The following is a 22231-nucleotide window of genomic DNA, read 5'->3' on the forward strand; positions in this document are numbered from 1 at the left end:
ACAGGAGGACGGTATACATGGAGACGCGGGAACGGAAACGGCTGTTGCTGCATATTCTACTGGCGGCCCTGCCGTTTTGGCTGCTCGATCTGACGCTGCGCGCGGCAACGGGCGGCGCGGCGTGGTATCCGCTGTACGCAGCCGCGCCCAACCTGTTCTCCCTTGGCTTCGGCGCGCTGTTCACTGCTTTGGCGCTGCTGCCCCCGCGCCGCTGGGGACGCCTGCTTTACGGGCTGATTTACGCGGTGTGGGCGGTCTATGCCGTGGTGCAGTATGCCGTATGGCGCATCCTCGACCGCGTTTTATTCCTCTCGGATTTCCTGTTCGCGGGGGAGGGGCTGGATTTTGCCGGCTATGCCCGCCAGATCATCGACGGGCGGCTCGCAGCGGTTGCGATGCTTTTGCTGCTGTGGGGCGTGCTGGGCGTCTGGTCGCTGCCCGCGGGGACGGAACGGCGGCAGGCTCTCCCACTGCTGGCGGCGTTCCTTCTGGCGCAGGGATTCGCGCCGCGCCTGTACGCGCCGGTGCCGGAAACGCTGGACTGGGATGCATGGGAATCGAGCGGGTATGAATACGAACGCTTTTCTTCGCCCGTTTACGACCTGGCGTTGACTGGACCGTACCAGTTTGTGCTGCACGACGCATGGCTGTCGGTCGCGCCCGATCCGGACGGGGCGGAAAAGCGGGCGCGGGTGGACGCGTTTTTCGCGGAGCGGCCCGCCCATCAGGAAAACGAGATGACCGGCCTGCTCGCGGGCAAAAACCTGATCCTGGTGCAGCTGGAAAGCATTGACGATTTCGTCCTGAACGAACAGAATACGCCTACGCTCGCGCGCCTGCAGCGTGAGGGGATCTGTTTTTCCGAGTTCTATACCCCTCAGTATTCCAACGGCTATACCTTTAATACGGAATTTGCTGCGCAGACCGGACTCTATCCCTATGCTAACGGAAACGTCGCCTATTCGCTCAGCCGCAGCGCGTTTCCCGATGCGGCGGGCAGCCTGTTTGGGGACGCCGGCTATACCGCAAACTCCTTTCATAAGAGCGAGGCCAAGTTTTACAACCGCGGCGCGATGCACCAGGCGTTCGGCTATGAACAGTACCATTCCGCGCTGCACTATGCGTCCGGCGAGCTGGAGGTTGGGGTGGATCGCTTCCTGGTGGACTGCGACGAGCTGTATGCGCGCATGATCGACACGGAACCGTTTCTGGACTTTTTGATCACTTACAGCGGCCACCTTGGCTATGACGAGATCGACGCGCTGACTACCTACGCGCTCGAACAGTATCCGGAATATGCGGATGACAGCCGACCGTATGAAATAAACGGCCTGTTTGCCAAGGCGCGCCTGACCGACGATATGTTTGCGCGCCTGCTCGAGCGGCTTGCGGAGGACGGGCTGCTGGAAAACACAGTGCTCTGCGTGTACGACGACCATTATGCCTACGGTCTGACCGACCGCGCGGTGCTGGAGGAATATTCCGCGGCCGCAGGCGGCCGCCTGCTGGAGCGCACGCCATGCTTTATCTGGTATGAGGGCTGCACGCCGCGCACGGTGGACAAGACGATGCAGACCGTTGACCTGCTGCCGACGCTGGCGAACCTGTTCGGTCTGCCTGCGCCCCGTACCCTGGGGCGGGATGCCTTTGACCCGTCATACGCAGGCTGCGCCATTTTTCCTGACGGCACCTGGCTGACCGACGCCGCCTATGTCCAAAATGGAAAGGTCGTGTGGAACGACGGGATGGCCGAAGAGGAGGTCGCGGAGATGAACGCCTACGCACGCCGTTTCCAGGAGGTCAACGACGCGATCCTTGACACGGATTATTATAGAGAGATATAAAACGAACCGGCTTCCCACAAGGGAAGCCGGTTCGTGTTTTTAAGAGACTGTAGAGCGGAATGAGCCGGCAGACTGTCGTCCAGTACTGGGGAAACAGGCACGCGCCGCCGCAAAGATGAAAGGCTACCCCAAAAGGGAAGCCTTTGGTTTTGTGACAGCGGTCAGTTGAAATACACCAGCTCCTCCGCCGGCCTGTCGGCGGGGACGACCTCGACCGCATGCAGCACAGGGCCTTCGCCGCGGTACTGGGGCAGGGCTTCGACCGTGACCGAGGCGGTTACGCGCACCCAGTCGCGCAGCTTGAGGTCCTTTGCGTTGGGATAGCGGCACAGGAAGCCGAGGAACGTGACGTCGTCCGCGCAGCAGACCATGCCGAACCGGCCGGGGACAAACGATCCGGACGGCACATTGCCGCCGACATACACCTGCGCGCGGAAGCGGATGGTCTTGCCGTCGTACTTGCTGGGATCGCCGGTGGCGTCGATATACCACAGGCCGTAATCCTCATCCCCGATATCGATGATATCCGCGTTGAGATCGAACGGCAGGGGCATGTTGCGGGCGTAGTCCTCGCTGTTTCCGTCCACGTCGTCCAGATAGATGGTCGCACGCGGGTTCATGGCGCGGATGTTCTTCTGATAGAGCATCTCCTTGAGCGCATCGGTGCAGCGGTTGAACACCACTAGGTCGGCGGTGGTGATATGCTCGAACATCATCGGCCCCATATTCGCCGAGTACAGCGCAAAGGTGGAAGCGTCCACCGTTGTGACGATCTGGTACAGCTCCCAGCGGGCGGGGAAAACGGAGGTCAGGTCGTCCAGCTTCCACATACCGTTGTATTCGATCAGGATGCGGTCGGGGTCGTATTTCTGCTCGACGCGCTTGAGGATATTGGGCGTCAGCCGGCTGGCCGATTCGATGGGGACGAGCGCTGTGCCATAGCGCAGCAGCTCCTGCTCGTCATACTCCTCGATGCCCTCCTCACAGAGCAGGAGCGCGGTGCGCTCGTTCTCCGTGAAGCCGGGGTCGGCGAGAATCTCTTTGATAAAACGGGTTTTGCCACTTTCCAGAAAGCCGGTAAATATATAAACCGGTATCGGGTCCTTTTTGGGCATAAGGCTTCCTCCTCAGGCAAGGCCGAACAGGGAAGCAATGCGCTCCTCGTCCAGCTCGGCGCCGATCACACACAGGCGGCCGGTATAGTCGGCGGCGCCGCGGCGGATATCGGGCGCGCCCGGAACATAATCAAAATGCAGCCACTGGCCGCCGTCGGCCGCGGGTACGATGCCCTTGGCGCGCAGCACGGTGCCGAGCGACAGGTCGCCCAGGCCGGTCAGCGCATTCTGCAGGTCCTCCTCTGTGTACAGATGCGGGGTCTCCACGCCCCAGGAGGTGAACACCTCGTCCGCGTCGTGGTCGTGGCCGCAGCTGCAGTGGTCGTGCTCGTGGTGATGATGCGCGTGACCGTGCTCATGGTCGTGGCAGCCGCAGGTGCAGTCCGGACCATGTTCGTGGTGGTGTTCATGGTCATGCTCGTGTTCGTGGTCATGATGGTGTTCGTGTGCATGCTCGTGGTGGTGATGCGCATGATGCGGTTCGCGTGCGATCTCGTCGAGCACCTCCTGCACCAGGTCGCGGCTGCCCTCCATAGTTGCGAGAAGCTGTGCGCCGGTCAGCTCTTTCCACGGCGTGGTGACGAAACGGGCGTGCTCGTTCAGGCCGCGCAGCAGGGCAACGGTTTCGTCCAGACGCCGCGCCGTACACTCCGCCGTGCGGGAAAGCAGGATCGCGCCGGCATGCGCGACCTGGTTTTCAAAAAATTCGCCGAAGTTTTTCAGGTACATTTTCGCCTTGAGCGCGTCGACAACCGTGACGAACGAGTTGAGCGTCACATCCAGATGCGCGTTCTGCACGGCGGCGATTACATCAGACAGCTTACCGACGCCCGAAGGCTCGATCAGGATGCGGTCCGGATGGTACTGGTCGACCACCTCATGCAGCGCTTTGCCGAAGTCGCCGACGAGCGAGCAGCAAATGCAGCCGGCGTTCATTTCGTTCACCACGATGCCGGCTTCCTTGAGGAATCCCCCGTCGATGCCGATCTCCCCGAACTCGTTTTCAATCAGCACGACCTGCTCGCCCTGCAGGGCGTCCGCCAGCAGGCGCTTGATGAGCGTGGTCTTCCCCGCGCCGAGGAAGCCGGAAACGATATCAATTTTTGTCATAGCTTTCGCCTCACCAATGTAAAATTTATAGGATGAACCTAGTATACCACGTTTTAGCAAAAAAGAAAAGTTTTAGAGTTAGCTTTTGCTAATCAAAGTGCAAAAAGCATGATTTCACCGTGGAAAAGCCAGAGAATACTGTGCAAAAAAACGATAAAACTGTGCAAAAATAAAATGCACAATGAGAATACAACACATCGAAGACAGATGTCTAAAATGGGGAAAAGCGCTTGTATGGGCAGTTTGCCTGTGCTAAAATGAATTCATCTTGTGAAAAAGATGGTCATGGTCACAAAAGAGAGGGAATCCGCTATGAAAATAACTGCACAGTGGATCGCGGAGCAGTGCGGCGTGTCGCGCGGCACGGTCGACCGAGTGGTCAACGGTCGGCCGAACGTCGCGCCGGCGGTGCGCGAACGGGTGCAGAAAGTCATTCGGGAATATGGGTACACCACGCCGGCGCAGCGGCATGCGCTGCGCGCGGAGGGAGACTGCCGCATCGGCGTGCTGCTGCCGTGCCTTGATACGCTGCTGATCCGGAAAATGCGCGAAGGGCTTCGGCTGGCGGTGCGGCAGTGCGGCGCTGCCGATGTGAACCTTTGGGTGGAAGAGCTGAAAAGCCGGTCGCACCGCTCGTATTTTGAAGCGATCGGCCGGATGGAGGAAAAAGGCGTCGGCGGCCTGATCGTGGCGGCGCCCGATACGGTCGCCATGGCTGAGGAGATCGACCGCCTAGCAGGGCATGGTGTGCCGGTGGTCGCCTGCTGCGCGGATGTACGGCGCAGCGGGCGGCTGTGCTATGTCGGCGCGGATATGGAAAAGTCCGGCCGCGTCGCGGCAGGGCTGATCGCCCCGTTCGTCGCCGGTGGCACGGTGCTCGCGCTGTCCGATCAGCGGGAATTCGCCGGACGGGAGGCGCGCATGCGGGGCTTTCTGGAACGGATGCGCGAGCTGGCCGACGGGCGGTTTCACGTTGAGCTGGTGGAAAGCGAGGGCGCATACGACCGCTCGTGCGAAGGGCTGCTGCAGCGGCATCCGCATGTCCGCGCCATTTATATGCCTAGCGAACTGGCGGGGATATGTCTGGAGGACCCCGCCTATTTGCGTCGGGCAGGCACGATACGGACCGTGTGCCATGGGATGACCGCGGCCGTGCAGCAATATCTGGAGCGGGGGCGGCTGGACTTCGCAATAGACCAGAACCCGCTTTTGCAGGCCGCGCGCGCGGTCGAGATACTGGTGCGGGCGCTGCGGACGGGGGAGTCGCCGCGTCAAACAGAAGAATATATGGACATACGCATTATCACACGCGAGCTGCTGTGACAGGAGAGGAGACAAACGGAAAGACCATGAATCGAAGAGTAATCGGCGCGCTGCTGGCCGGCGCGCTGTGTATGGCAACGGTCGCGCCGGCCGGCGCCGTGAACGGCGGTGGGAGCGTCGCCGTTCAGGAGGAGGCGCCGCCGGAAACGCTTACCGTCAAGCAGATGGGACTGCGGGCGGTCGAGCGCGCGGTATCGGAAAACAACGCGAGCGTGCAGTCGCTGCGGAAGACCGCGGCCGGTATGGATACCGGCTCGAGCCTGTCCGAGCAGTTTGAGGCACAGGGCGGCGCGCTGGAACTGCAGATCAAGCAGTACCAGGAGATGATCGGCAAAATGGAAGAGGCGATGGAGCAGATAGCTGATAAGGAGAGCGACCTGTATAAGACCTACGAGGCGCAGAAAAAGCTGCTGGAAAACCAGCGGGACAGCCTGCAGCAAAGCGCGGACAGCCTGCCGGTTCAGGGCGCGGCGGCGGTCATGCAGATCGAGGATGCGGTATACCAGCTCAGGAAGCAGGCGGATAACGTGGCCGACCAGCTTACAATGGCCGCGCAGACGCTGTTGATCTCCATTCAAAACCTGCAGTATTCGCAGCAGAAGCTCGAACGGCAGCTTGCCTCGCTTGACCGCAGCCTGGATGTAATGGAAACGCAGCTTTCCCTTGGACTGGTCAGCCAGTACCAGATGGATACCGTGCGCAATCAGCGGGATAACCTTGCGCTTGGCATCACAAACCTACAGACACAGTGCAACAACCTGGCAAGCAGCCTTGCGCTGATGTGTGGCTATGACGCCGGAACGCTGGTGATGCCGGCGGCTTTCGCGGCGGTGACGGAAAAGGATCTGAAAGCGATGTCCTACGAAGCGGATTTGGAAGAAACGCTGAAGAACAGCTTTTCCATCTGGCAGAAGCGCAATACGCTGCGGCAGGCGCAGAACGTGTATGACGACAGCTATGACAGCAGCGTGTATGCCGTGCAGTCCGCGCGCGAAGCGCTGGCCATCGAGCAGGAAAGCGTGGAAGCGGCCTTCGCCAGCATGTTCCAGTCGGTGCAGGACTGCCGCGGCACCCTGCAGGCCGCGCAGGCCGCCGAACAGCAGGCGGAGCTGGATTTCAAAACCAGCCAACTGCAGTATGAGCGCGGCATGCTTTCCCGTCTGGACTATCTGCAGGCGCAGGATACGCTGGAAAACGCAAAGCTGGATGTGCAGACCGCGGAGCTTGGTCTGGTGTCCGCTTTTAATCAGTATGAATGGGCGAAGCGCGGGCTGACCACTGCCATCGCGTGAGAGAAAGGAGAACAGGATGAAAAGATATATTGCCGCCGGGCTTTCCGCGCTGCTCCTGTGCAGCATGTGCGCGCCCGCGTATGCGGCGGATGCCGGAAGCGGGGAGCAGGCTGCGGAAGCGGAGGAAAGCGCGCCGGTCAGCCTGACCTTTGACACGTTGGAGCAGACCGTGCGAGAAAACAACGTGTCCATCAAGTCGTATGACAATACGGTCAAGAGCGAGGAAGAAGCCGATGTGAGCGTCGATTATGATATGGATTACATAACAATCGTCAACCAGATCTCCTCATACAGGCAGCAGATTGCAGATCTCGAAAAAGCGATCAATGACCTGGGCAAAGACCAGGCGGCGCTCAAAAGCACGCTGCAGGCCCAGCTCAACACATTGGAAAGAAGCCTGCAGGCAGCCTACGGCTCGTACAACGACCTAGACGATAAGGAGGACGACGCCAAAGAGGATCAGCAGAAAACCGTGGTCAGCACAAGGCGTGAGATGCAGAACGCCGCGGATCAGATCTGCATGGATGCGGAAAATAATTATATCTCGCTGGAAGCCCTGCAGTATTCCCTGAACGAGACCGAACGCAGCTTGGCCCAGCTTGACCGCAATATCGCGGCCATGGAGAAGCAGGTATCGCTTGGCATGGCGGGATCGAACGAACTCAAGAGCCTGCAGAGCCAGCGGGAGACCCTGCTGGCCAGCCGGACCACCCTGAACACCCAGTATGAGAGCCTGAGCAACACCCTGGCCATCCAGTGTGGCTACCATACGGGTACTGTGCTCAGGACTGCGGCGCTGCCGGCCGTGACGCAGGAGCAGCTCGACGCCATGGACTATGAGACCGACCTGAAAGAAGCGGTGAAGAACAGCTATTCGATCTGGGCCAAGCAGGACGCGGCGGATAAGGCTTCGGATGACTATGAGGACAACGTGACCAACAACCTGTACGCATATGAGGCGGCCAAGATCGCGCTGGACGCGGAGAAAGAGAACGTGACCGCGTCGTTCCGCAAGCTGTACAAGGATGTGCAGGAGAAAGGGGACGCGCTGCGCGCGGCCAGCGCCGATCTGGAGCAGGCGGAAAAAACGTTTGCCGTGCAGCAGGTCCAGTACCAGCGCGGCATGATCTCGCAGATGGCCTTTGCGGACGCGCAGGATACCCTGGAGGCGGCGCAGGAGGCGGCGGCTGAGGCCGAGATCAATTTGTTCACCTCGTATAATACATACGAGTGGGCGAAGCGCGGCGTGATGGACAGCGCAGCCTGACAGAACAGCCGGAAAATCAGACCACAATGGAGGACCAAATGAGACGTAAACGTATTTTTGCCGCGGTGCTCGCGGGCGCGATGCTGTTCAGCGCGGGCTGCGGCAAGGAGGAAACGGTGGAAGAGGAGGCGGCGCCGGCCGGTACTGCCGTCGAGGTGATGGAGGTACAGGCGGGCGAGATGAGCGCCGAATACGCGGTGACCGGCAAGGTCGCGGCGGTCAATGAGGTGCAGGTGTTCCCGCTTTTGGCGGGACAGGTGATGACGCTCCCCGTCAAGGAAGGGGATAAGGTGAGCAAGGGACAGACCCTGTTCACCGTGGATACCACTACCGTCACCTCGACGATGGGCGCGCTGCAGCAGTCCTACAGCGCTACCAAGACCGCGACCGACCGGGCGATCGAATCCGCGCAGATCGGCGTGGAACAGGCGCAGAGGACGGTGGATAACACGCAGGCGCTGTTTGAGGCGGGCGCGGCCGCCGAGCAGGATGTTACCAACGCCAAGCAGGCGCTGGTGCAGGCGCAGGCGGCGGTTGCGCAGGCGCAGGCGCAGCAGGCGGCCTCGCTCGCCCAGATACAGGCCTCGCTGGATCAGATCACCTCGCAGGCCGAGCTGGGGACGGTTACCGCGCCCTGCAGCGGCACGGTGACCACGGTCAACCTGGTGCGCGGTGGCATGGCCTCGTCCGCTCAGCCGGGCGTGGTCATCGCGGAGGACGGCAAGGTCGAGGTGCAGACCTCGGTCGCGGAGGATGTGTACACCAACATCAAGGCGGGGGACGAAGCGGGCGTTGTCATCTCGGTCCTGTCGGACGATATGGTGCGGGGTACGATTGCATCCCTGCCCGCGGCGGCCAATGTACAGACCAGTCTGTATGATATCTCGATCACGCTCCCGTCCAACGTCAATCCGCCGATCGGCGCGTTTGCGACGGTCACTTTCTATACCAACCGCAGGGAAAACACACTCTCCGTGCCGACCGAGGCGATCCTGACCGGCGCGAATGAGGAGCAGTATGTTTTTGTGGTGGATGACTTCGGCAGCGGGGACACCGTGACGCGCGTTGCTGTGGAGACCGGTTTGGTCAGCAAAATGGATACCGAGATCCTTTCCGGCCTGGCCGAGGGGGATGTGGTGGTCGTGAAAGGGCAGTCCTACCTGTCGGACGGCGCGATGGTGCGCGTCGTGACCGGTGAGGACAGTGTCCTGAACGAGACCGAAGGGCCGGACGATGCGCCGGCCGCCGCGGATGGGGAGGGCTAACTCCTTATGAAAATCGCGGAAACCTGTATCAAGCATAATGTAATGACCATACTGACGTACATCCTGATCGTCGTGTTTGGTTTTTACTGCTTCCAATCGCTGCCGCTCGCGCTCATGCCTGAGATGGAGCTGCCGGTGGCGATCGTATATTCGACCTACGCGGGCGCGGGTCCGGAGGATATCGAGCAGCAGGTCACAAAGCCGCTGGAGTCCGCGTGCGCGGGTCTGGCGGGCCTGGATACGCTGACGTCGACCTCGGCGGAGAACATGTCCATGGTCATTGTGCAGTTCGATTACGGCACCGACCTGGATGAGACGCTGACCGATATGCGCGACAAGGTCGATATGGTGAAATCCCAGCTGCCGGAGGATGCCTCCGACCCGACAGTCATGTCCATTGACATCGACTCCATGCCGGTTATCATGGTGGCACTCACGGGCAGCGACCTGGCCACGCTGCAGTCGATCGCGGAGGATGAGCTGGAGCCGGCGCTCGAACGCCTGGAGGGCGTGGCGTCGGTGGACGTCATGGGCGGCTATGAGAATGAGGTCGCGGTCAAAACCGATGCGGCCCGTCTCAAGGGCTTTAACCTGACCGTGTCCTCGGTCGCGCAGCAGATCGGCGCGGACAACATGGCCGTGCCGGGCGGCGAGCTGGACAGCGGCTCGCAGACGCTGTCCGTGCGCACGGACGGCGAGTATCAGTCAGTGGACGATGTGAAAAACGCCCTGATTTCGCTTCCCACGGGCGGCACAGTGCGCCTGAGCCAGATCGCGGACGTATCCATGCGGCCCAAGGACCAGGACGCGCTGGCAAAAGTGGACGGCAAGGAATGCCTGCTGCTGTCGGTCAACAAGCAATCCGGTTCGAACACGGTGGAGATTGCCGAACTGGCGAAAAGCGAGCTGGATATCCTGACCGCGGACTACGAGGCGCTTGACTGGAGCCTGGTCATGGACCAGTCGGATTACATTAACATGACGGTGGATAACACCGTGTCAAACATCTGGATGGGCGTGCTGTTCGCGGCGGTCGTGCTGCTGCTGTTCCTGCGCGACCTGGGCGCGACGGTCGCCATTTCCGTGGCGATGCCGTGTTGCATCCTGTTCACCTTCCTGATTATGTTCGCGCTGGATATCACGCTGAACATGATGTCGCTGGGCGGTATCGCGCTCGGTGTCGGCATGATCGTGGATAACTCCATCGTCGTGCTGGAAAACATCTTCCATTACCGGACGGACGGGTACGACCGCTGGGAATCCTGCACCAAGGGTACAAAGGAGGTCGTGACCTCGGTCACCGCCTCGACCCTGACGACGGTCGCCGTATTCCTGCCCATCGGCCTGTCGGGCGGCATGACCGGCATGATGTTCAAGGAATTCTGCATCACGATTGTGGCGCTGCTTTCTTCGTCCCTGATTATTTCGCTGACGCTGGTGCCGTTGCTGTGTTATATCCTGCTCGACCGCGGCGGCATACACCGTATTGCCGGTGGCAAGCCCGGCATGCGGGAAGAGTTGATGGGCGACCGCCCGTTTGCACGGATGTATAAGAAAGTACTCAAGCTGTTCATCACCCGCCGCGCGGTGGGCATCCTGCTTACGGTGGTGATCTGCGTCGTTTCGGTATTCAGCATGGGCATGGCCGGCATGGAGTTGATTCCGGAGATGGATCAGGGCTCGATCAGCGTATCGGTCGGCATGCCGAGCGGCTCCACGATGGAGGAGACAGCGGTGATTCAGGACCGCATTGTGGCGATCGCGGAAAAAACCATACCGGAAATGGAGCAGGTATACTACAGCACGGGCAGCTCGGCCTCGGTCATGTCGAGCGCGTCCGGCTCGAGCGTCACGATTTCGCTGGTCGATCTGGAGGATCGCGACCGCTCATCCACTGAGGTCGCCAACCAGCTTCGCCGCGACCTGGCGGATATCGCGGGCTGCGAGATCACTGTCTCGGCCAGCAGCACGTCGATGGGCGAAGGTTCGGATATCAGCGTTCAGCTTTCCGGCAAGGATTATGACCAGCTCGCAGAAGTGGCTGACGACCTGGTGCAGGAAATCAGCGCGCTGCCGGACGCGATCAATGTCGAGTCCTCTTCCGGCGACGAGGTGCCGCGTGTGGCGGTCAAGGTCAACCGCGAGAACGCATCCCGCTTTGGCTTGACCGCGGCCACGATCGGCACGCTGGTGCGCGGTGAGTTGACCGGTTCGACCGCGACCACGCTGCGTATGGGCGGCGAGGAATACGATGTGACCATTTCGGGCGACGAGACGCTCTCACAGGATATCGACGCGCTCAAGTCGCTGCAGCTTCCGGCCGCGACCGGCGGCACGGTGCCGCTCTCCATGGTAGCGGACGTCTACACCGAGCTGTCACCGCAGTCGATCACCCGTATCGATCAGGATGAAACGGTCACGATCACGGGTGAAAGCGAATCGGGCGACAGCGTCGGTATCATGCAAAAGGTCAATGAGATCGTAGCGGGCTACCAGTTCCCAGAAGGGGTACAGATTGAGGACGGGGATACATCGGCCTCCAGCATCGCGGAAACGACAGGAGCCCTGTTGACCGCGCTGGCGGTCGCCATCCTGCTGGTGTATTTCATCCTGGCAAGCCAGTTCAATTCGTTCGCCCTGCCGGTGGCGATCATGCTGATCCTGCCGATCGGCCTGCTCGGTTCGCTGATGCTGCTGTGGCCGACGGGCAACAAGGTGTCCATGGTAGCGATCCTGGCGGTTATTATCCTGGCCGGTACGGTGGTCAACTCCTCGATCGTGCTGGTCGACTATATCCTGCAGCGGCGGGAGCGCGGCGAGGATAAGAACACCGCGATCCTGAACGCCTGCCCGCGCCGCGTGCGTCCGGTACTGATGACCGCGCTGACCACGATCCTCGGCCTGGTGCCGATGGTGTTTGCGGGCGGCGAAGGCTCGGAGATGATGGCGCCGATGGGTGTGGTAATGATGACCGGCATGGTCATTTCCACCGTCGCGACCCTGTTCATCACGCCGGTATACTATTCGTTGACGGACAGCGTGGTTGAGCGGATCAAAAAATGGGTGAACCGGCCGAAAAAAGAGCATGGCTGGCGGAAGAAATGGAAAAAAGGCGAGGAATAACCGCGTTTGCCGGATAACTGGCCATTGCTTTTTTCGCGTGGATACGGTATCATAATAAAACGTATGGAAACAGCGAAAAAGGAGGCGGGCAAGGTGAAACGATCGATCGCGGTTACCGCACTTTGCGTATTAGTGCTGTCCGGCTGCGCCGGACAGACTGATACGGTGGGGCCGGCGGCGGAGGAGGCCGGTAAGGTCAATCCCCAGATGCAGGCCCTGGAGCAGGCGGAGCAGGCCGGCCTGCTGGACGGAGACGCCGTGAGCGGCGGGACGCTGTCCGAGGAAGAGGTGCTTCGCCAGATGGGTGAACTGTTTGATACGGCGCGCTATATGGCCGCTGCGACCGGTGAAACCCTTTCGGTCGGTGCCGAGGCCGGACGGACGCATGAATACCTGGTGGTGGAGGTCAGAGATGAGATGGGCGAGTCGGTCGGAAAGCTCGCGGTCGACCGTGAAACTGGAGAGACGTACCATTACCTGGGGGACGGTGTGCTCGATGATTACGCCACTTTCCCGCTGTATGATCCGGCGGCGGTGCATACATACGGTTGGGCGGGCTCCTATGCGGGGCCTGCTTCGGTCGGGCTGGAGATCGTGCAGGAGGAGGAAGGCCGGCTGACCTACTGCTTTTCAGACGGCACCGAGGGCGTCGCCGATATAACGGGCGAGACCGCCAAATCCGCGGACGGGGAGATCAATTTCCTGCTTGCGGAGAATATCGTGACCGTTGCGGGCGGCGGGCTGACAGGCAACTACACGGCCCAGCCTGCGGTAACGGAATAACAGAAAAGCCGCGGGACGACCGTCCCGCGGCTTTTCTGTTATTCCGTGCCGCTTTCTCCCAGCAGCTCGAGCACGTCAATCGCCGTGCCGGCGCGGGATGCCTCCACATGGACGTGGGGGTCGAGCGCCGCTTCCGCGTCGATGCTTTCCGCGCATGCGCCGAGCGCCTCGCCCGCCGTGACCGCCTGGCCGTCAACGACGCGCACGTCGGTCAGGCCGCGGTAGGTGGTGATCAGATCCGCGTCGTGCGAAAGCGTGACGCAGGTGCCGTACAGCCCGTCCTCAAAGACCTCCTGCACGGTGCCGTCGGTCAGGGCCAGCACGGTTTCGCCGGCCTCCGCGCCAAAGTCCGTGCCGGAATGGACGCGCCAGTCGCCGAACGTGGGCTGGAACAGCAGCTCGTCGCCAGAGAACGGCGTAATGACGGCGCCCGAGGTCGGCCGCACATAGACCGGCGCGGACACGGTGACTGCAGGCTCGGCCGGAGCCGGCTCCGGTTCGGCCGGCGCGTCCACCGGCTCGGTCGCCTCGTCCGCAGGCGCTTCCTCCGACATGACCGGCGTATCGTCGGACAGGTCGGGGAGGGCTTCTGTCGGAGAGATGATCGGCGTGCTTGGCGCCGAGGCTGCCTGCTCCGGTGCGGTGGAGTCCGACCAGAGCACCCATGCGGATACGGCAATGATCAGGCCGCACACGGTCAGGATGGTGTAAAAGCCGCGCGTAGAAAGGGCAGCGGTGTGTTTGGAATTATATTGTTTCATATCCCTTTACCTCCGTTGACCCAAGTATGGCCGTGGAGATAAAAAAATATACAAAAAATTTGATTTATCTGCGAGATGCACCGCTCCGGCGCGCCTTGGGAAGAGTCATATCCGCGTCAGGACCGTATCCTGGTAATAGTTGGACAGGATATCCTGGTACGTCGCGCCCTGCTCCGCGAGGTATTTCGCACCGTATTGGGAAAGGCCCACGCCGTGTCCATAGCCGATCGTGTGGAAGGTGATGCTGTCCTCGGTGGTGGTGATGGTGAAATTGGTGGAGTTCAGGCCGAACAGCTCGCGCACCGCCGTGCCTTCTACCGTCAGGCCGCCGAGCTTTACCGTGATGACGCCGCCCGCGTCCGACCGGACGGAGGCCTTGAACCAGGTGTCCGGCGCGCCGGACACCTCGGCGGAAGGAAAGCTTTCCTGAACAGTTTGACGGAAATCCTCCGCCGGTACGGTGACGGACGACTCGTATTCACTGCAGGCCGAGCCGCCGGGGCTGACCTCGCTCTGTAGGTAGGGGATATCCTCGCCCCAGACGTCGGCTGCCGCTTCGGTGCGCGGCCCGCTGACACAGTGGAAGACGGCGGCGATCGGAGCCCCGTCGTAGGTGAGGATCTCCCCCTCGGTATCCCGAACCGCCTGCCGCACGCGGGACAGGTCGCTGCCGGCGGCGGTTTCCACCGCAACGTCGCGGTAGGCTGCACAGTGGTGATAATCGTCGCAAAGGTCGGCGTCCGGATGGACGTCGGGCCGGCCGCGGGAGAGCTTATAAACCGCGTAGGTGCGCGCCGCGACCGCCTGCGCGCGGATTGCCTCGAGCGGGAAATCGTTGGATATCTCCGCGGCGACAACGCCCTCCACATAGGTTTCCAGCGGGAGCGCGGTCGGAGTCCCGTCGATTTCCACCGTGACGGTTGAATAATCTGCCGCTCCGGCGTCCGCGGCCGCGTCCACCGGCGCGGCGTCGGGGATCAAGAGCGTCTCCGGCGCCTGCCCGTCCGCAATCCCGCCAAACGACCATACCATAGGCAGCAGGTACAGGACGGAAACCAGGCCGCAGCCGGCCAGTAACAGCTTGCGCATGTCCGACGCCTCCTTTCTCTGGAACTATATGCAAAGCAATTAATTGATAGAACACCAAATATAGGTTGTTGTTGACAGAACTTCCAATATGTAGTATTATTTGAACCATAGAATACGAACAAATGTTCGATTTGTTGGGAGGGCTGTTATGACGCTTCACGAGATGGCGCGGGAATACAGGTCGAATACCGCGCTGCTGGAGCTGCGTCTGCGCCAGCTTCAGGTGGCACAGCGGCGCGCGCGCCAGAAAGAGGTCAAATACCGGTTAAAGCAGCGTATCGGCTGTCTGCGCGTGCTGATCAACGAGAGCCGCAAGACAGCATTCGTGCTGGAGCATTATTATCAAAAAGGAGGCAGGCAGAATGAGGACAAGCGGGCTGTTTGAACGCGAGGCCGACCGCGCGGCATACGAGGACTATATCGCCGCGCTGGCCGGGGACGACAGCGCGTTCCGCGCGGCGTTTCGGGAGGCGTTTTTCCGCGCCCTGAAGGAGCAACTGACCGGCAGACAGTATGAGGTGCTGTGGCTCAACGAGGTGGAAGGGCTTTCTGGAAAGGAGATCGCGTACAAACTGGGTATCAGCCAGTCGGCGGTGTCTCGGCACCTGACGCGCGGAAAGGCGCGGCTGCGGCGGCTGCTGGCATATAACCTGGAGCTGCGCAATCAGAGCTTCTCTTAGGCTGTGCGAAAAGGGATTGACAAATACCGAGAGGAGGATATATAATTGTGCTATTAAAATAATACAAAGGAGCGGTGAAACATGAACATGAAACGTTGGCTGGCAGGCTGCCTGGGCGCGGTGGTCATACTGGGCTGCCTGCCCCCTGCGGGCGCGGCAGACGACGCGGCGCAGCGGCGGCAGGAGGATCTGGACTGCTTGGTGGAGACGCTGACCACAAAGCATCCGGATTTTTACGCCAATACGACCGAACAGGCGGTCGCGGACAAAAAGGCGGAGATCGAAGCAGAGCTGGATACCGCGTCCGATCTCGATTTTGCGATCGGGCTTGCCGAACTGGCGGCGCTGGCGCATGATTCGCATACGATGCTGTCGGTCGGCAGCGCGCTTTCAGACCAGCTCAGGCAACTCGGCATGGTGCCGAAATGGTACGACGGCCGCTGGACGCTGACCGGCGGCGTGACCGACTGCCGGGCGTATATCGGGCAGGAGATCACGTCGATCAACGGCATGCCAATCGATGAGGTGACCGAGCGCCTTTCGCCCATGATAAGCTACGACAACGCGGTCGAGCAGCGCATACGGGTAGGGCAACTGCTTTATGTGGCCGATGTATTGGAACATTACGGTGTCATTGACGCGGATTCCGATATGGTTACGGTCGGCGTGCGGGATGCGGAGGGGAAAGAGACCGTGCTGCACATCCCCTGCATGACGCAGGCCGAAGCGACGGCGGCGCTGAAAGCAGGGGAATGGATCACCCGCGACATGCTGCGGAAGGACGTGCCTGTGACCGAGCCGGACCGGAGCGTTTACTACAAGCTGCTCGACCTGGGCGGTGGCACGCTGTATATGCAGTATAATAAATGCTTTGAGGATCCGAACCTGCCGATGGAGCAGTTTGCCGCCGAGGTCGAAGGGAAAGCTCGCCTCCGGCAAATACACAAAGTTCATCATCGACCTGCGCAGCAACGGCGGCGGGTCGGACGGCGTGCTGTACCCGATCACCTATCTGGCACAGCAATTCCTGGCCAAGGGGAACGCTGTGTACGCGCTCGCGGGAGAGAATACTTTCTCCTCCGCGCTGATTAATACGGTGCAGCTCAAGGATATCGGCGCTGCTGTGGTCGGTACGCCGACCGGCGGCAGCGTGGATCATTTCGGTGCCGTGACCGCGTTCGAGCTGCCCAACTCCAAGTTCCGCGGCCAGTATTCCAACAAATTCATCGATCTGGGCAGCTATTATGAGGCGGCCAAGCCCTACGGCGTAGAAAGTCTCCCGCCCGATATCACGGTCGGACAGACCTTCTCGGATTACCTCAACGGCATAGATACCGCGGTGCAGTATATTCTGACGCATGACGCGGTGAAGCCGGAGCTGCGCAAGCCCGCCGTGGTTTCCGGCGCGAAAATAGAGGTGAACGGCACGCCGGTCGCGGCTGCGGCGTATGAGATCGAGGGCAGCAACTATTTCAAGCTGCGCGACCTGGCGATGGCCTTTGCGGGGACGAATACAGCGTTCAGCGTATCCTGGGACGGGGAAGCGAACCAAGTGACGATCGACGCGGGCGTTTATACGCCGGTCGGCGGCGAGCTGGAGCCGCTCAGTGGCGGCGGGCAGACCGCGACCCGCGCCACCGCGGAGGTGTATCTGCAGGATATGGGGATGCCGCTGGTCGGCAAGGCGTATGAGATCGACGGCAATCACTATTTCAAGCTACGCGACCTGTGCTTCATGCTGGGCGTGCGCGTGGAATGGGACGACGCCGCGCAGACCATCCGCATCGATACAACGAAGCCGTATATTTGAAAAAGAAAGCAATAAAAATGATCCCCCAGACGAGTCTGGGGGATCATTTTTCGTCTTCCATCGGGATACGGTCGACCAGAAGCAGCTCTCCGCCGGCGGCGCGCCAGCCCGCAAGGAAAGCCTGCTCCGCCAGGGCGCGGCGGGCGTCGCTGTCCGCAGCGGCGCCGGATTCCCTGAGGAAGCGCTGCAGGGCCTGTTCGTAAAAAGACATCGTGCCACCTCCATTTGACATTTACTGAATGTCATCGTTGCTTGCAGTATAGCACATAATAAGGCTGATGACAATTACTAAATGTCAACAGGAGGAAAAGAATGTACAAGAACCGTTTAGCAGATGGAAGCTGCAATATCTGCGGAAGAAAGGTCGCGCGGCTGCGTTCTGGCCTTTCTCCGAAAGTGTCCCAGCGCGCGTTGGCCGAACGCATGCAGTTGGAGGGCGTTGATCTGGATAAGAATGCGATACAGCGGATCGAGTGCGGCAAGCGGTTTGTCACGGATATAGAGCTGCGCGCGCTGGCCGCGATCTTCAAAGTCCCTGCGGAGGAGCTGCTGTCGGAGGAGTGACGGCGGGAAGGCCGAAACCGCAAAGGCGGTTTTGAACAAATTGAAGCAGGGGATTTTTATGCGCTTTGCGCATGTCAGAAAAACGAAAGCTGTCCGCAGCCGAAGCCGCGCTGGTAGCGGCGGGTGATGTCGCGCATCCGGTAAAAGATGCCCACTTCGTCGCAGGCGCGGGTGAAAACCGTCCAAAGCTGCCGCGCGTGCGGGCTGGCGCACTGGTAGCGTGTACCGTAACGCGCGATGTATTTCTGCTTCAGGCCGGGGAAGGAGCGGTCTAGCTGCTGGTAGAAGTAGGCGCGCTGACGGTCGCGCAGGGTCAGGCCGAGCGCGGGATAGATATACGGTACGCCCGCCTCTCCGGCCCGCCGCACCAGCGTGCGGATGTTTTCCTCGGTATCCGTCAGCCATGGCAGCACAGGCATGAGCAGGATGCAGGTGGGAAGGCCAGCGTCCGACAGGCGTGCGAGCGCGTCCAGCCGCGCGGAGGGCGGGGGCGCGTGCGGCTCGATCGCGCGTGCGAGCGCATCGTCCGCGGTGGTCACGGTCAGCTTGCACAGCACGGGCGCGGTCGCATGGATCTCGTGCAGCACGTCGATGTCGCGGCAGATCAGGTCGCTTTTGGTGGCAATGGCCGCGCCGAAGCCATAGGCCGCGAGCAGTTCGAGCGCGTGCCGCGTGAGCTGCTCGGTGCGCTCGAACGGGTTGTACGGGTCGCTCATCGCGCCGGTGGAGACTACGCCCGGCTGCGTTTTGCGCCGCAGGTCGTCGCGAATGATGCGCAGCGCGTCCTGCTTGGCGCAGACGGTGTCGAAATCGTCGTTGCGATAGCATTCCGAGCGGCTGTCGCAGTAGATGCAGCCGTGGGAGCAGCCGCGGTAGATATTCATATTGTAGCGCGCGCCGAACCAGCCCGCGCCGTTTTGGGTGCTGGTGACGATGGTCTTTGCCGGTATGGTCTGCATGGCCGCACCGCCTTTCCTGAGGATTCCGCTACCATTATACCAGAAAAAGCGGGCAATGCGTGTCCGGATATGCTATAATAGCCGGAGGAGAATGCCCAGGCAAACTCGGAAAGGACGGTAGGGATGAAGGACTTGTTCACGATCGGGGAGATGCATAAGCTGTTCGCAGTGCCGGTGCGCACGCTGCGGTTCTATGACGAGATCGGCCTGCTCCGGCCCGAGCGGGTGGACCCGCGCACCGGTTACCGCTATTATTCCGCGGGACAGTTTGAACGGCTCAACACCATCAAATACCTGCGCGCGCTGGGCGTGTCGCTCGAGCGCATTCGCGGTTTTTTTGAAAACCGCGATACCGACGTGGTGGAACTGCTCCTGCAGGAGCAGCTGGCGGACACGCGGCGGCGGCTGGACGAGCTGCAGCGCATCGAGCGGCGGATTGGCCGGCGGCTGGATGACCTGCGGCACGCGAGGACGGCCAAGACCGGCGTTGTGCTGCAAAAGGCGCTGCCCGCCCGCGCGATCGCATTCCTGCGGCAGGAGATCCCGCAGGGCGGCGATCTGGAAACGCCGCTGGCTGAGCTGCAAAGCCATATCCGGCAGGATGCGGCGGTGTTCCTGGGCAAGGTGGGCGTGTCAATCGCGCGCGAGCGACTGTACGCGCGGCAGTTCGACCGCTACACAGGGATATTCCTGTTCGTCGAGCCGGAGGAGCAGTACGGCGGTCCCGTACTCCACCTGCCTGCGGGCGAATGGTTGACCGTGTGCTACCGCGGCACGCATGCGCACAGCGCGCCCTCCTATGAGCTGCTGCTGGACGAGGCCGCGCGGCGCGGGTTCGAGCTGGCCGAGGACTCGGTTGAGGTGACGCATATCGATGCGGGCTTCACCAGCGATGAGACCCAGTATTTGACCGAGCTGCAGGTGCCGGTGAAAAAAAGTGAAAATACCTCTTGACCCTCTGGTTGCTGGAGGGTTTATGCTTTTCTTGCAGACAACAAGGGAGGCATATCCATGACAGAGAAAAACCTATTGACCGAGGGGCGCGTGCTGCCCGTGCTGATGCGTTTCACCGTGCCGTTCCTGATCGCTAATATCATCCAGGCGCTGTACGGCGCGGTCGATCTGGCGGTGATCGGCTGGTTTTGCGATCCCGCGAGCGTGGCCGCGGTATCGACCGGCACGCAGGTGACGCAGATTGTCACCAGCCTGATCACCGGCCTGACGCTGGGCGGCACCATCCTGGTCGGCAAATACACCGGCATGCGCGACGAGAAGCAGACCTGCAAGTCCATCGGCACTACGCTGACCGTGTTCGCGGCGTTTTCCGTGGTTCTGATGATCCTGGTGATTGGTCTGGCCTCGCCTATCCTGACTGCGCTGCAAACGCCGGAGGAGGCGTTTGTGCTGGCGCGCCAGTATGTGGTGACTTGCGGCTGGGGCATCCCGTTCATCTGCGGGTATAACGCCATCAGCGCCATCCTGCGCGGCTATGGCGACTCTCAGCGGCCGATGCTGTTCATCGCACTGGCGTGCATGCTCAACATCGCAGGCGATCTGCTGCTGACCGGCGTGTTCGGCTGGGGCGTACGCGGCGTGGCGGTGGCCACGATCGCGGCGCAGGCGGTCAGCATGGTATGCGCAATCGTGTACCTTAACCGCGGGCATTTCATTTTCAAGTTTACGGTGCGCAACCTGCGCATCGACGGCGCGCGCGCCCGCGAGCTGGCGCGCGTAGGCATCCCGATCTCGTTCCAGGAGCTGATGGTGCGTATCTCCTTCCTGTACCTGACCGCGGTCGTCAACGCGCTCGGGGTGGACGCGGCCTCCGCGGTCGGCGTGGCGAGCAAGTACGACGTATTCGCCATGCTGCCCGCGACCTCGGTCGCCTCGGCGCTTGCCGCGTTCACGGCGCAGAATTACGGCGCGCAGCGGCCGGCGCGCGTGCGGACCGCGGTGGGCGCGGGGCTGGGGTTTGCGCTGGCTGCGGCGGCGTGCTTTTTCCTATGGGCGCAGCTTTCGCCGCAAAGCATGATTGGCCTGTTCACCCGCGACGCGGCGACCATCGCAGTGGGTGTGCCGTTCTTCCGCGCCTGCTCGTTCGACTACCTGATGGTGACGTTTGTGTTCTGTCTGAACGGGTATCTGAACGGCCGCTCCAAAACGCTGTTCACCATGTTCTCCTGCTGCTTCGGCGCACTGTGCGTGCGCATCCCGCTGCTGTACCTGGTGCAGACCTACCGCCCCGACAGCCTGTTCCTGCTCGGCTGCGTCGCGCCGCTGGTTTCGGGCGTGATGGCGGTGTACACCATCGCGTACACTGTGCGGCAGTTCCGACTTGACCTGCGCCCCGCCTTGTGCTAAACAAAAAGGGGCCGGCGCGTAAGGGGACCATCCGGCCGGCATACGAAAAAGAGACAGGCGCCGGCCTGTCTCTTTTTCTGGTTCTGCGCAAAAAAGAACGCGACTTCAGGCCGCGCTATTGCACCGCCCCGTCGCGTGTCTTAGCAATAAATAAAAAACGGCTTCGAGCGAGAACGTCTCAAAAAAGCTGTCCACCGAAGATGTTAAAATTATAGCGCCAGGAAATTTTGAAAGCAAGATGAAAAACTGACAAAAACGCGTTTACAATTTATTCATAATTGTTCATTTCGACAAAACTTACAAAGAAAAGTGTAAAAATGCGGTAAGGTGAATAAAAAGATAGAAAATACTTTACAAAACCGCAAACGCATGATATGATAATTGTACTTTCGCCCCGCGCTTAGCCGACGGACAACCGGACACGTTCCTACCGTGTCCATTTCACCATGCCGCGGCCCGGCCTGTGGGTAAGTAAAAATCTATCAACGAAAGGTGAAACGTCACATGATCCGCAAGGAAGACAAGACTGCCGTTATCGAGGCAAACCGCACGCACGCGACCGACACCGGTTCTCCGGAAGTCCAGATCGCGATTCTGACCGCGCGCATTCAGGAGCTTACCGAGCATCTGAAGGTCCACAAGAAGGACAACCATTCCCGCCGCGGCCTGCTCAAGATGGTCGGCCAGCGCCGCTCCATGCTTGCATACCTGCAGAAGAAGGACATCAACCGCTACCGTGCGCTGATCGCCAAGCTCGGCATTCGTAAGTAAGTGAAACAAGGAAATAGGGGAGCAGTCTGCTCCCCTGTTTCTGTATTTTATAGGAAGGCGGCCAATCCGCTTTTTAGCAGTTGAAGGAGCGCCGAAGCACGTGCTTCGCCCCTG

At 60.9% G+C, this 22231-nt stretch carries 21 protein-coding genes; 15 read left to right on the forward strand and 6 right to left on the reverse strand.

The features are described from left to right. The first annotated feature begins 17 nt into the window (after positions 1 to 17). On the forward strand, positions 18 to 1844 hold the full coding sequence (locus RX717_RS02335) for an LTA synthase family protein (RefSeq protein WP_107631059.1): 1827 nt from the start codon (positions 18 to 20) through the stop codon (positions 1842 to 1844). A gap of 161 nt (positions 1845 to 2005) precedes the next feature. On the opposite strand, the gene RX717_RS02340 is transcribed toward RX717_RS02335, so the two are convergent. Then, positions 2006 to 2959 (reverse strand): TIGR03943 family putative permease subunit, encoded by a 954-nt coding sequence (locus tag RX717_RS02340; protein ID WP_054327510.1) that lies wholly within the window; start codon positions 2957 to 2959, stop codon positions 2006 to 2008. A gap of 12 nt (positions 2960 to 2971) precedes the next feature. Beyond that, a complete protein-coding gene (locus tag RX717_RS02345; protein ID WP_107631058.1) occupies positions 2972 to 4069 on the reverse strand; it encodes a CobW family GTP-binding protein in 1098 nt (365 codons plus the stop codon). A gap of 312 nt (positions 4070 to 4381) precedes the next feature. Between RX717_RS02345 and RX717_RS02350 the strand changes: the two genes are divergently transcribed. From RX717_RS02350 to RX717_RS02375, 6 genes are all read left to right on the forward strand, one after another. Next, entirely contained in the window at positions 4382 to 5392 is a 1011-nt protein-coding gene (locus tag RX717_RS02350) for a LacI family DNA-binding transcriptional regulator (RefSeq protein WP_054327509.1), read from the forward strand. A 26-nt stretch (positions 5393 to 5418) separates the two neighbouring features. Further along, a complete protein-coding gene (locus tag RX717_RS02355) occupies positions 5419 to 6684 on the forward strand; it encodes a TolC family protein (protein WP_054327508.1) in 1266 nt (421 codons plus the stop codon). Positions 6685 to 6700: 16 nt separating this feature from the next. After that, positions 6701 to 7951 (forward strand): TolC family protein, encoded by a 1251-nt coding sequence (locus tag RX717_RS02360; protein ID WP_054327507.1) that lies wholly within the window; start codon positions 6701 to 6703, stop codon positions 7949 to 7951. Between the two features lie 38 nt (positions 7952 to 7989). Then, positions 7990 to 9216, forward strand: a complete 1227-nt coding sequence (locus RX717_RS02365; RefSeq protein WP_159068087.1) for an efflux RND transporter periplasmic adaptor subunit — start codon at positions 7990 to 7992, stop codon at positions 9214 to 9216. Positions 9217 to 9222: 6 nt separating this feature from the next. After that, entirely contained in the window at positions 9223 to 12339 is a 3117-nt protein-coding gene (locus tag RX717_RS02370) for an efflux RND transporter permease subunit (RefSeq protein ID WP_054327505.1), read from the forward strand. Between the two features lie 93 nt (positions 12340 to 12432). Beyond that, positions 12433 to 13122 (forward strand): hypothetical protein, encoded by a 690-nt coding sequence (locus tag RX717_RS02375; RefSeq protein ID WP_159068086.1) that lies wholly within the window; start codon positions 12433 to 12435, stop codon positions 13120 to 13122. A gap of 38 nt (positions 13123 to 13160) precedes the next feature. Here the strand turns inward: RX717_RS02375 and RX717_RS02380 are convergent, their stop codons facing one another. Continuing rightward, a complete protein-coding gene (locus tag RX717_RS02380; RefSeq protein ID WP_054327503.1) occupies positions 13161 to 13883 on the reverse strand; it encodes a M23 family metallopeptidase in 723 nt (240 codons plus the stop codon). Between the two features lie 105 nt (positions 13884 to 13988). Further along, entirely contained in the window at positions 13989 to 14972 is a 984-nt protein-coding gene (spoIID, locus tag RX717_RS02385) for a stage II sporulation protein D (RefSeq protein WP_054327502.1), read from the reverse strand. 148 nt (positions 14973 to 15120) lie between these two features. Between spoIID and RX717_RS02390 the strand changes: the two genes are divergently transcribed. From RX717_RS02390 to RX717_RS02405, 4 genes are all read left to right on the forward strand, one after another. After that, positions 15121 to 15357, forward strand: a complete 237-nt coding sequence (locus tag RX717_RS02390) for a hypothetical protein (RefSeq protein ID WP_054327501.1) — start codon at positions 15121 to 15123, stop codon at positions 15355 to 15357. Beyond that, positions 15335 to 15652 carry an RNA polymerase sigma factor gene (locus RX717_RS02395; protein WP_316960534.1) on the forward strand — a complete coding sequence of 106 codons (318 nt, stop codon included), beginning with the start codon at positions 15335 to 15337 and terminating at the stop codon, positions 15650 to 15652. Before RX717_RS02390 ends, RX717_RS02395 begins: the two co-directional genes overlap by 23 nt. Positions 15653 to 15733: 81 nt before the next feature. After that, positions 15734 to 16744, forward strand: a complete 1011-nt coding sequence (locus tag RX717_RS02400; RefSeq protein ID WP_316960535.1) for a hypothetical protein — start codon at positions 15734 to 15736, stop codon at positions 16742 to 16744. Then, on the forward strand, positions 16644 to 17462 hold the full coding sequence (locus tag RX717_RS02405) for a hypothetical protein (RefSeq protein WP_316960536.1): 819 nt from the start codon (positions 16644 to 16646) through the stop codon (positions 17460 to 17462). Before RX717_RS02400 ends, RX717_RS02405 begins: the two co-directional genes overlap by 101 nt. Before the next feature lie 43 nt (positions 17463 to 17505). Here RX717_RS02405 and RX717_RS02410 read toward each other — a convergent pair whose 3' ends face one another. Continuing rightward, the gene (locus tag RX717_RS02410; protein WP_159068085.1) at positions 17506 to 17673 is read right to left on the reverse strand and encodes a hypothetical protein; all 168 of its coding nucleotides are present in this window, start codon (positions 17671 to 17673) and stop codon (positions 17506 to 17508) included. 101 nt (positions 17674 to 17774) lie between these two features. On the opposite strand from RX717_RS02410, the gene RX717_RS02415 reads away from it, so the two are divergent. Continuing rightward, positions 17775 to 18026, forward strand: a complete 252-nt coding sequence (locus tag RX717_RS02415) for a helix-turn-helix domain-containing protein (RefSeq protein ID WP_054327498.1) — start codon at positions 17775 to 17777, stop codon at positions 18024 to 18026. Positions 18027 to 18100: 74 nt separating this feature from the next. On the opposite strand, the gene RX717_RS02420 is transcribed toward RX717_RS02415, so the two are convergent. Next, positions 18101 to 18985 (reverse strand): SPL family radical SAM protein, encoded by an 885-nt coding sequence (locus RX717_RS02420; RefSeq protein WP_107631054.1) that lies wholly within the window; start codon positions 18983 to 18985, stop codon positions 18101 to 18103. Between the two features lie 123 nt (positions 18986 to 19108). Between RX717_RS02420 and RX717_RS02425 the strand changes: the two genes are divergently transcribed. The 3 genes from RX717_RS02425 to rpsO all read left to right on the forward strand — a co-directional run bounded on the left by RX717_RS02425 (position 19109) and on the right by rpsO (position 22117). Further along, positions 19109 to 19939: a MerR family transcriptional regulator gene (locus RX717_RS02425; RefSeq protein ID WP_107631053.1), complete on the forward strand. Its 831-nt coding sequence runs from the start codon at positions 19109 to 19111 to the stop codon at positions 19937 to 19939. 57 nt (positions 19940 to 19996) lie between these two features. Next, on the forward strand, positions 19997 to 21346 hold the full coding sequence (locus RX717_RS02430; protein ID WP_107631052.1) for an MATE family efflux transporter: 1350 nt from the start codon (positions 19997 to 19999) through the stop codon (positions 21344 to 21346). A gap of 504 nt (positions 21347 to 21850) precedes the next feature. Beyond that, on the forward strand, positions 21851 to 22117 hold the full coding sequence (rpsO, locus tag RX717_RS02435) for a 30S ribosomal protein S15 (RefSeq protein WP_031476090.1): 267 nt from the start codon (positions 21851 to 21853) through the stop codon (positions 22115 to 22117). The last annotated feature ends 114 nt before the right edge of the window (positions 22118 to 22231 follow it).

This window comes from Intestinibacillus sp. NTUH-41-i26, assembly GCF_032769475.1.
Lineage (GTDB): Bacteria > Bacillota > Clostridia > Oscillospirales > Butyricicoccaceae > Agathobaculum > Agathobaculum ammoniilyticum.

Bases quoted from the DNA above. Each gene is read 5' to 3' on its own strand.
- RX717_RS02335 (WP_107631059.1), top strand. From the start codon at position 18: ATGGAGACGCGGGAACGGAAACGGCTGTTGCTGCATATTCTACTGGCG.
- RX717_RS02340 (WP_054327510.1), bottom strand. From the start codon at position 2,959: ATGCCCAAAAAGGACCCGATACCGGTTTATATATTTACCGGCTTTCTG.
- RX717_RS02345 (WP_107631058.1), bottom strand. From the start codon at position 4,069: ATGACAAAAATTGATATCGTTTCCGGCTTCCTCGGCGCGGGGAAGACC.
- RX717_RS02350 (WP_054327509.1), top strand. From the start codon at position 4,382: ATGAAAATAACTGCACAGTGGATCGCGGAGCAGTGCGGCGTGTCGCGC.
- RX717_RS02355 (WP_054327508.1), top strand. From the start codon at position 5,419: ATGAATCGAAGAGTAATCGGCGCGCTGCTGGCCGGCGCGCTGTGTATG.
- RX717_RS02360 (WP_054327507.1), top strand. From the start codon at position 6,701: ATGAAAAGATATATTGCCGCCGGGCTTTCCGCGCTGCTCCTGTGCAGC.
- RX717_RS02365 (WP_159068087.1), top strand. From the start codon at position 7,990: ATGAGACGTAAACGTATTTTTGCCGCGGTGCTCGCGGGCGCGATGCTG.
- RX717_RS02370 (WP_054327505.1), top strand. From the start codon at position 9,223: ATGAAAATCGCGGAAACCTGTATCAAGCATAATGTAATGACCATACTG.
- RX717_RS02380 (WP_054327503.1), bottom strand. From the start codon at position 13,883: ATGAAACAATATAATTCCAAACACACCGCTGCCCTTTCTACGCGCGGC.
- spoIID (WP_054327502.1), bottom strand. From the start codon at position 14,972: ATGCGCAAGCTGTTACTGGCCGGCTGCGGCCTGGTTTCCGTCCTGTAC.
- RX717_RS02390 (WP_054327501.1), top strand. From the start codon at position 15,121: ATGACGCTTCACGAGATGGCGCGGGAATACAGGTCGAATACCGCGCTG.
- RX717_RS02395 (WP_316960534.1), top strand. From the start codon at position 15,335: ATGAGGACAAGCGGGCTGTTTGAACGCGAGGCCGACCGCGCGGCATAC.
- RX717_RS02400 (WP_316960535.1), top strand. From the start codon at position 15,734: ATGAACATGAAACGTTGGCTGGCAGGCTGCCTGGGCGCGGTGGTCATA.
- RX717_RS02410 (WP_159068085.1), bottom strand. From the start codon at position 17,673: ATGTCTTTTTACGAACAGGCCCTGCAGCGCTTCCTCAGGGAATCCGGC.
- RX717_RS02415 (WP_054327498.1), top strand. From the start codon at position 17,775: ATGTACAAGAACCGTTTAGCAGATGGAAGCTGCAATATCTGCGGAAGA.
- RX717_RS02420 (WP_107631054.1), bottom strand. From the start codon at position 18,985: ATGCAGACCATACCGGCAAAGACCATCGTCACCAGCACCCAAAACGGC.
- RX717_RS02425 (WP_107631053.1), top strand. From the start codon at position 19,109: ATGAAGGACTTGTTCACGATCGGGGAGATGCATAAGCTGTTCGCAGTG.
- RX717_RS02430 (WP_107631052.1), top strand. From the start codon at position 19,997: ATGACAGAGAAAAACCTATTGACCGAGGGGCGCGTGCTGCCCGTGCTG.
- rpsO (WP_031476090.1), top strand. From the start codon at position 21,851: ATGATCCGCAAGGAAGACAAGACTGCCGTTATCGAGGCAAACCGCACG.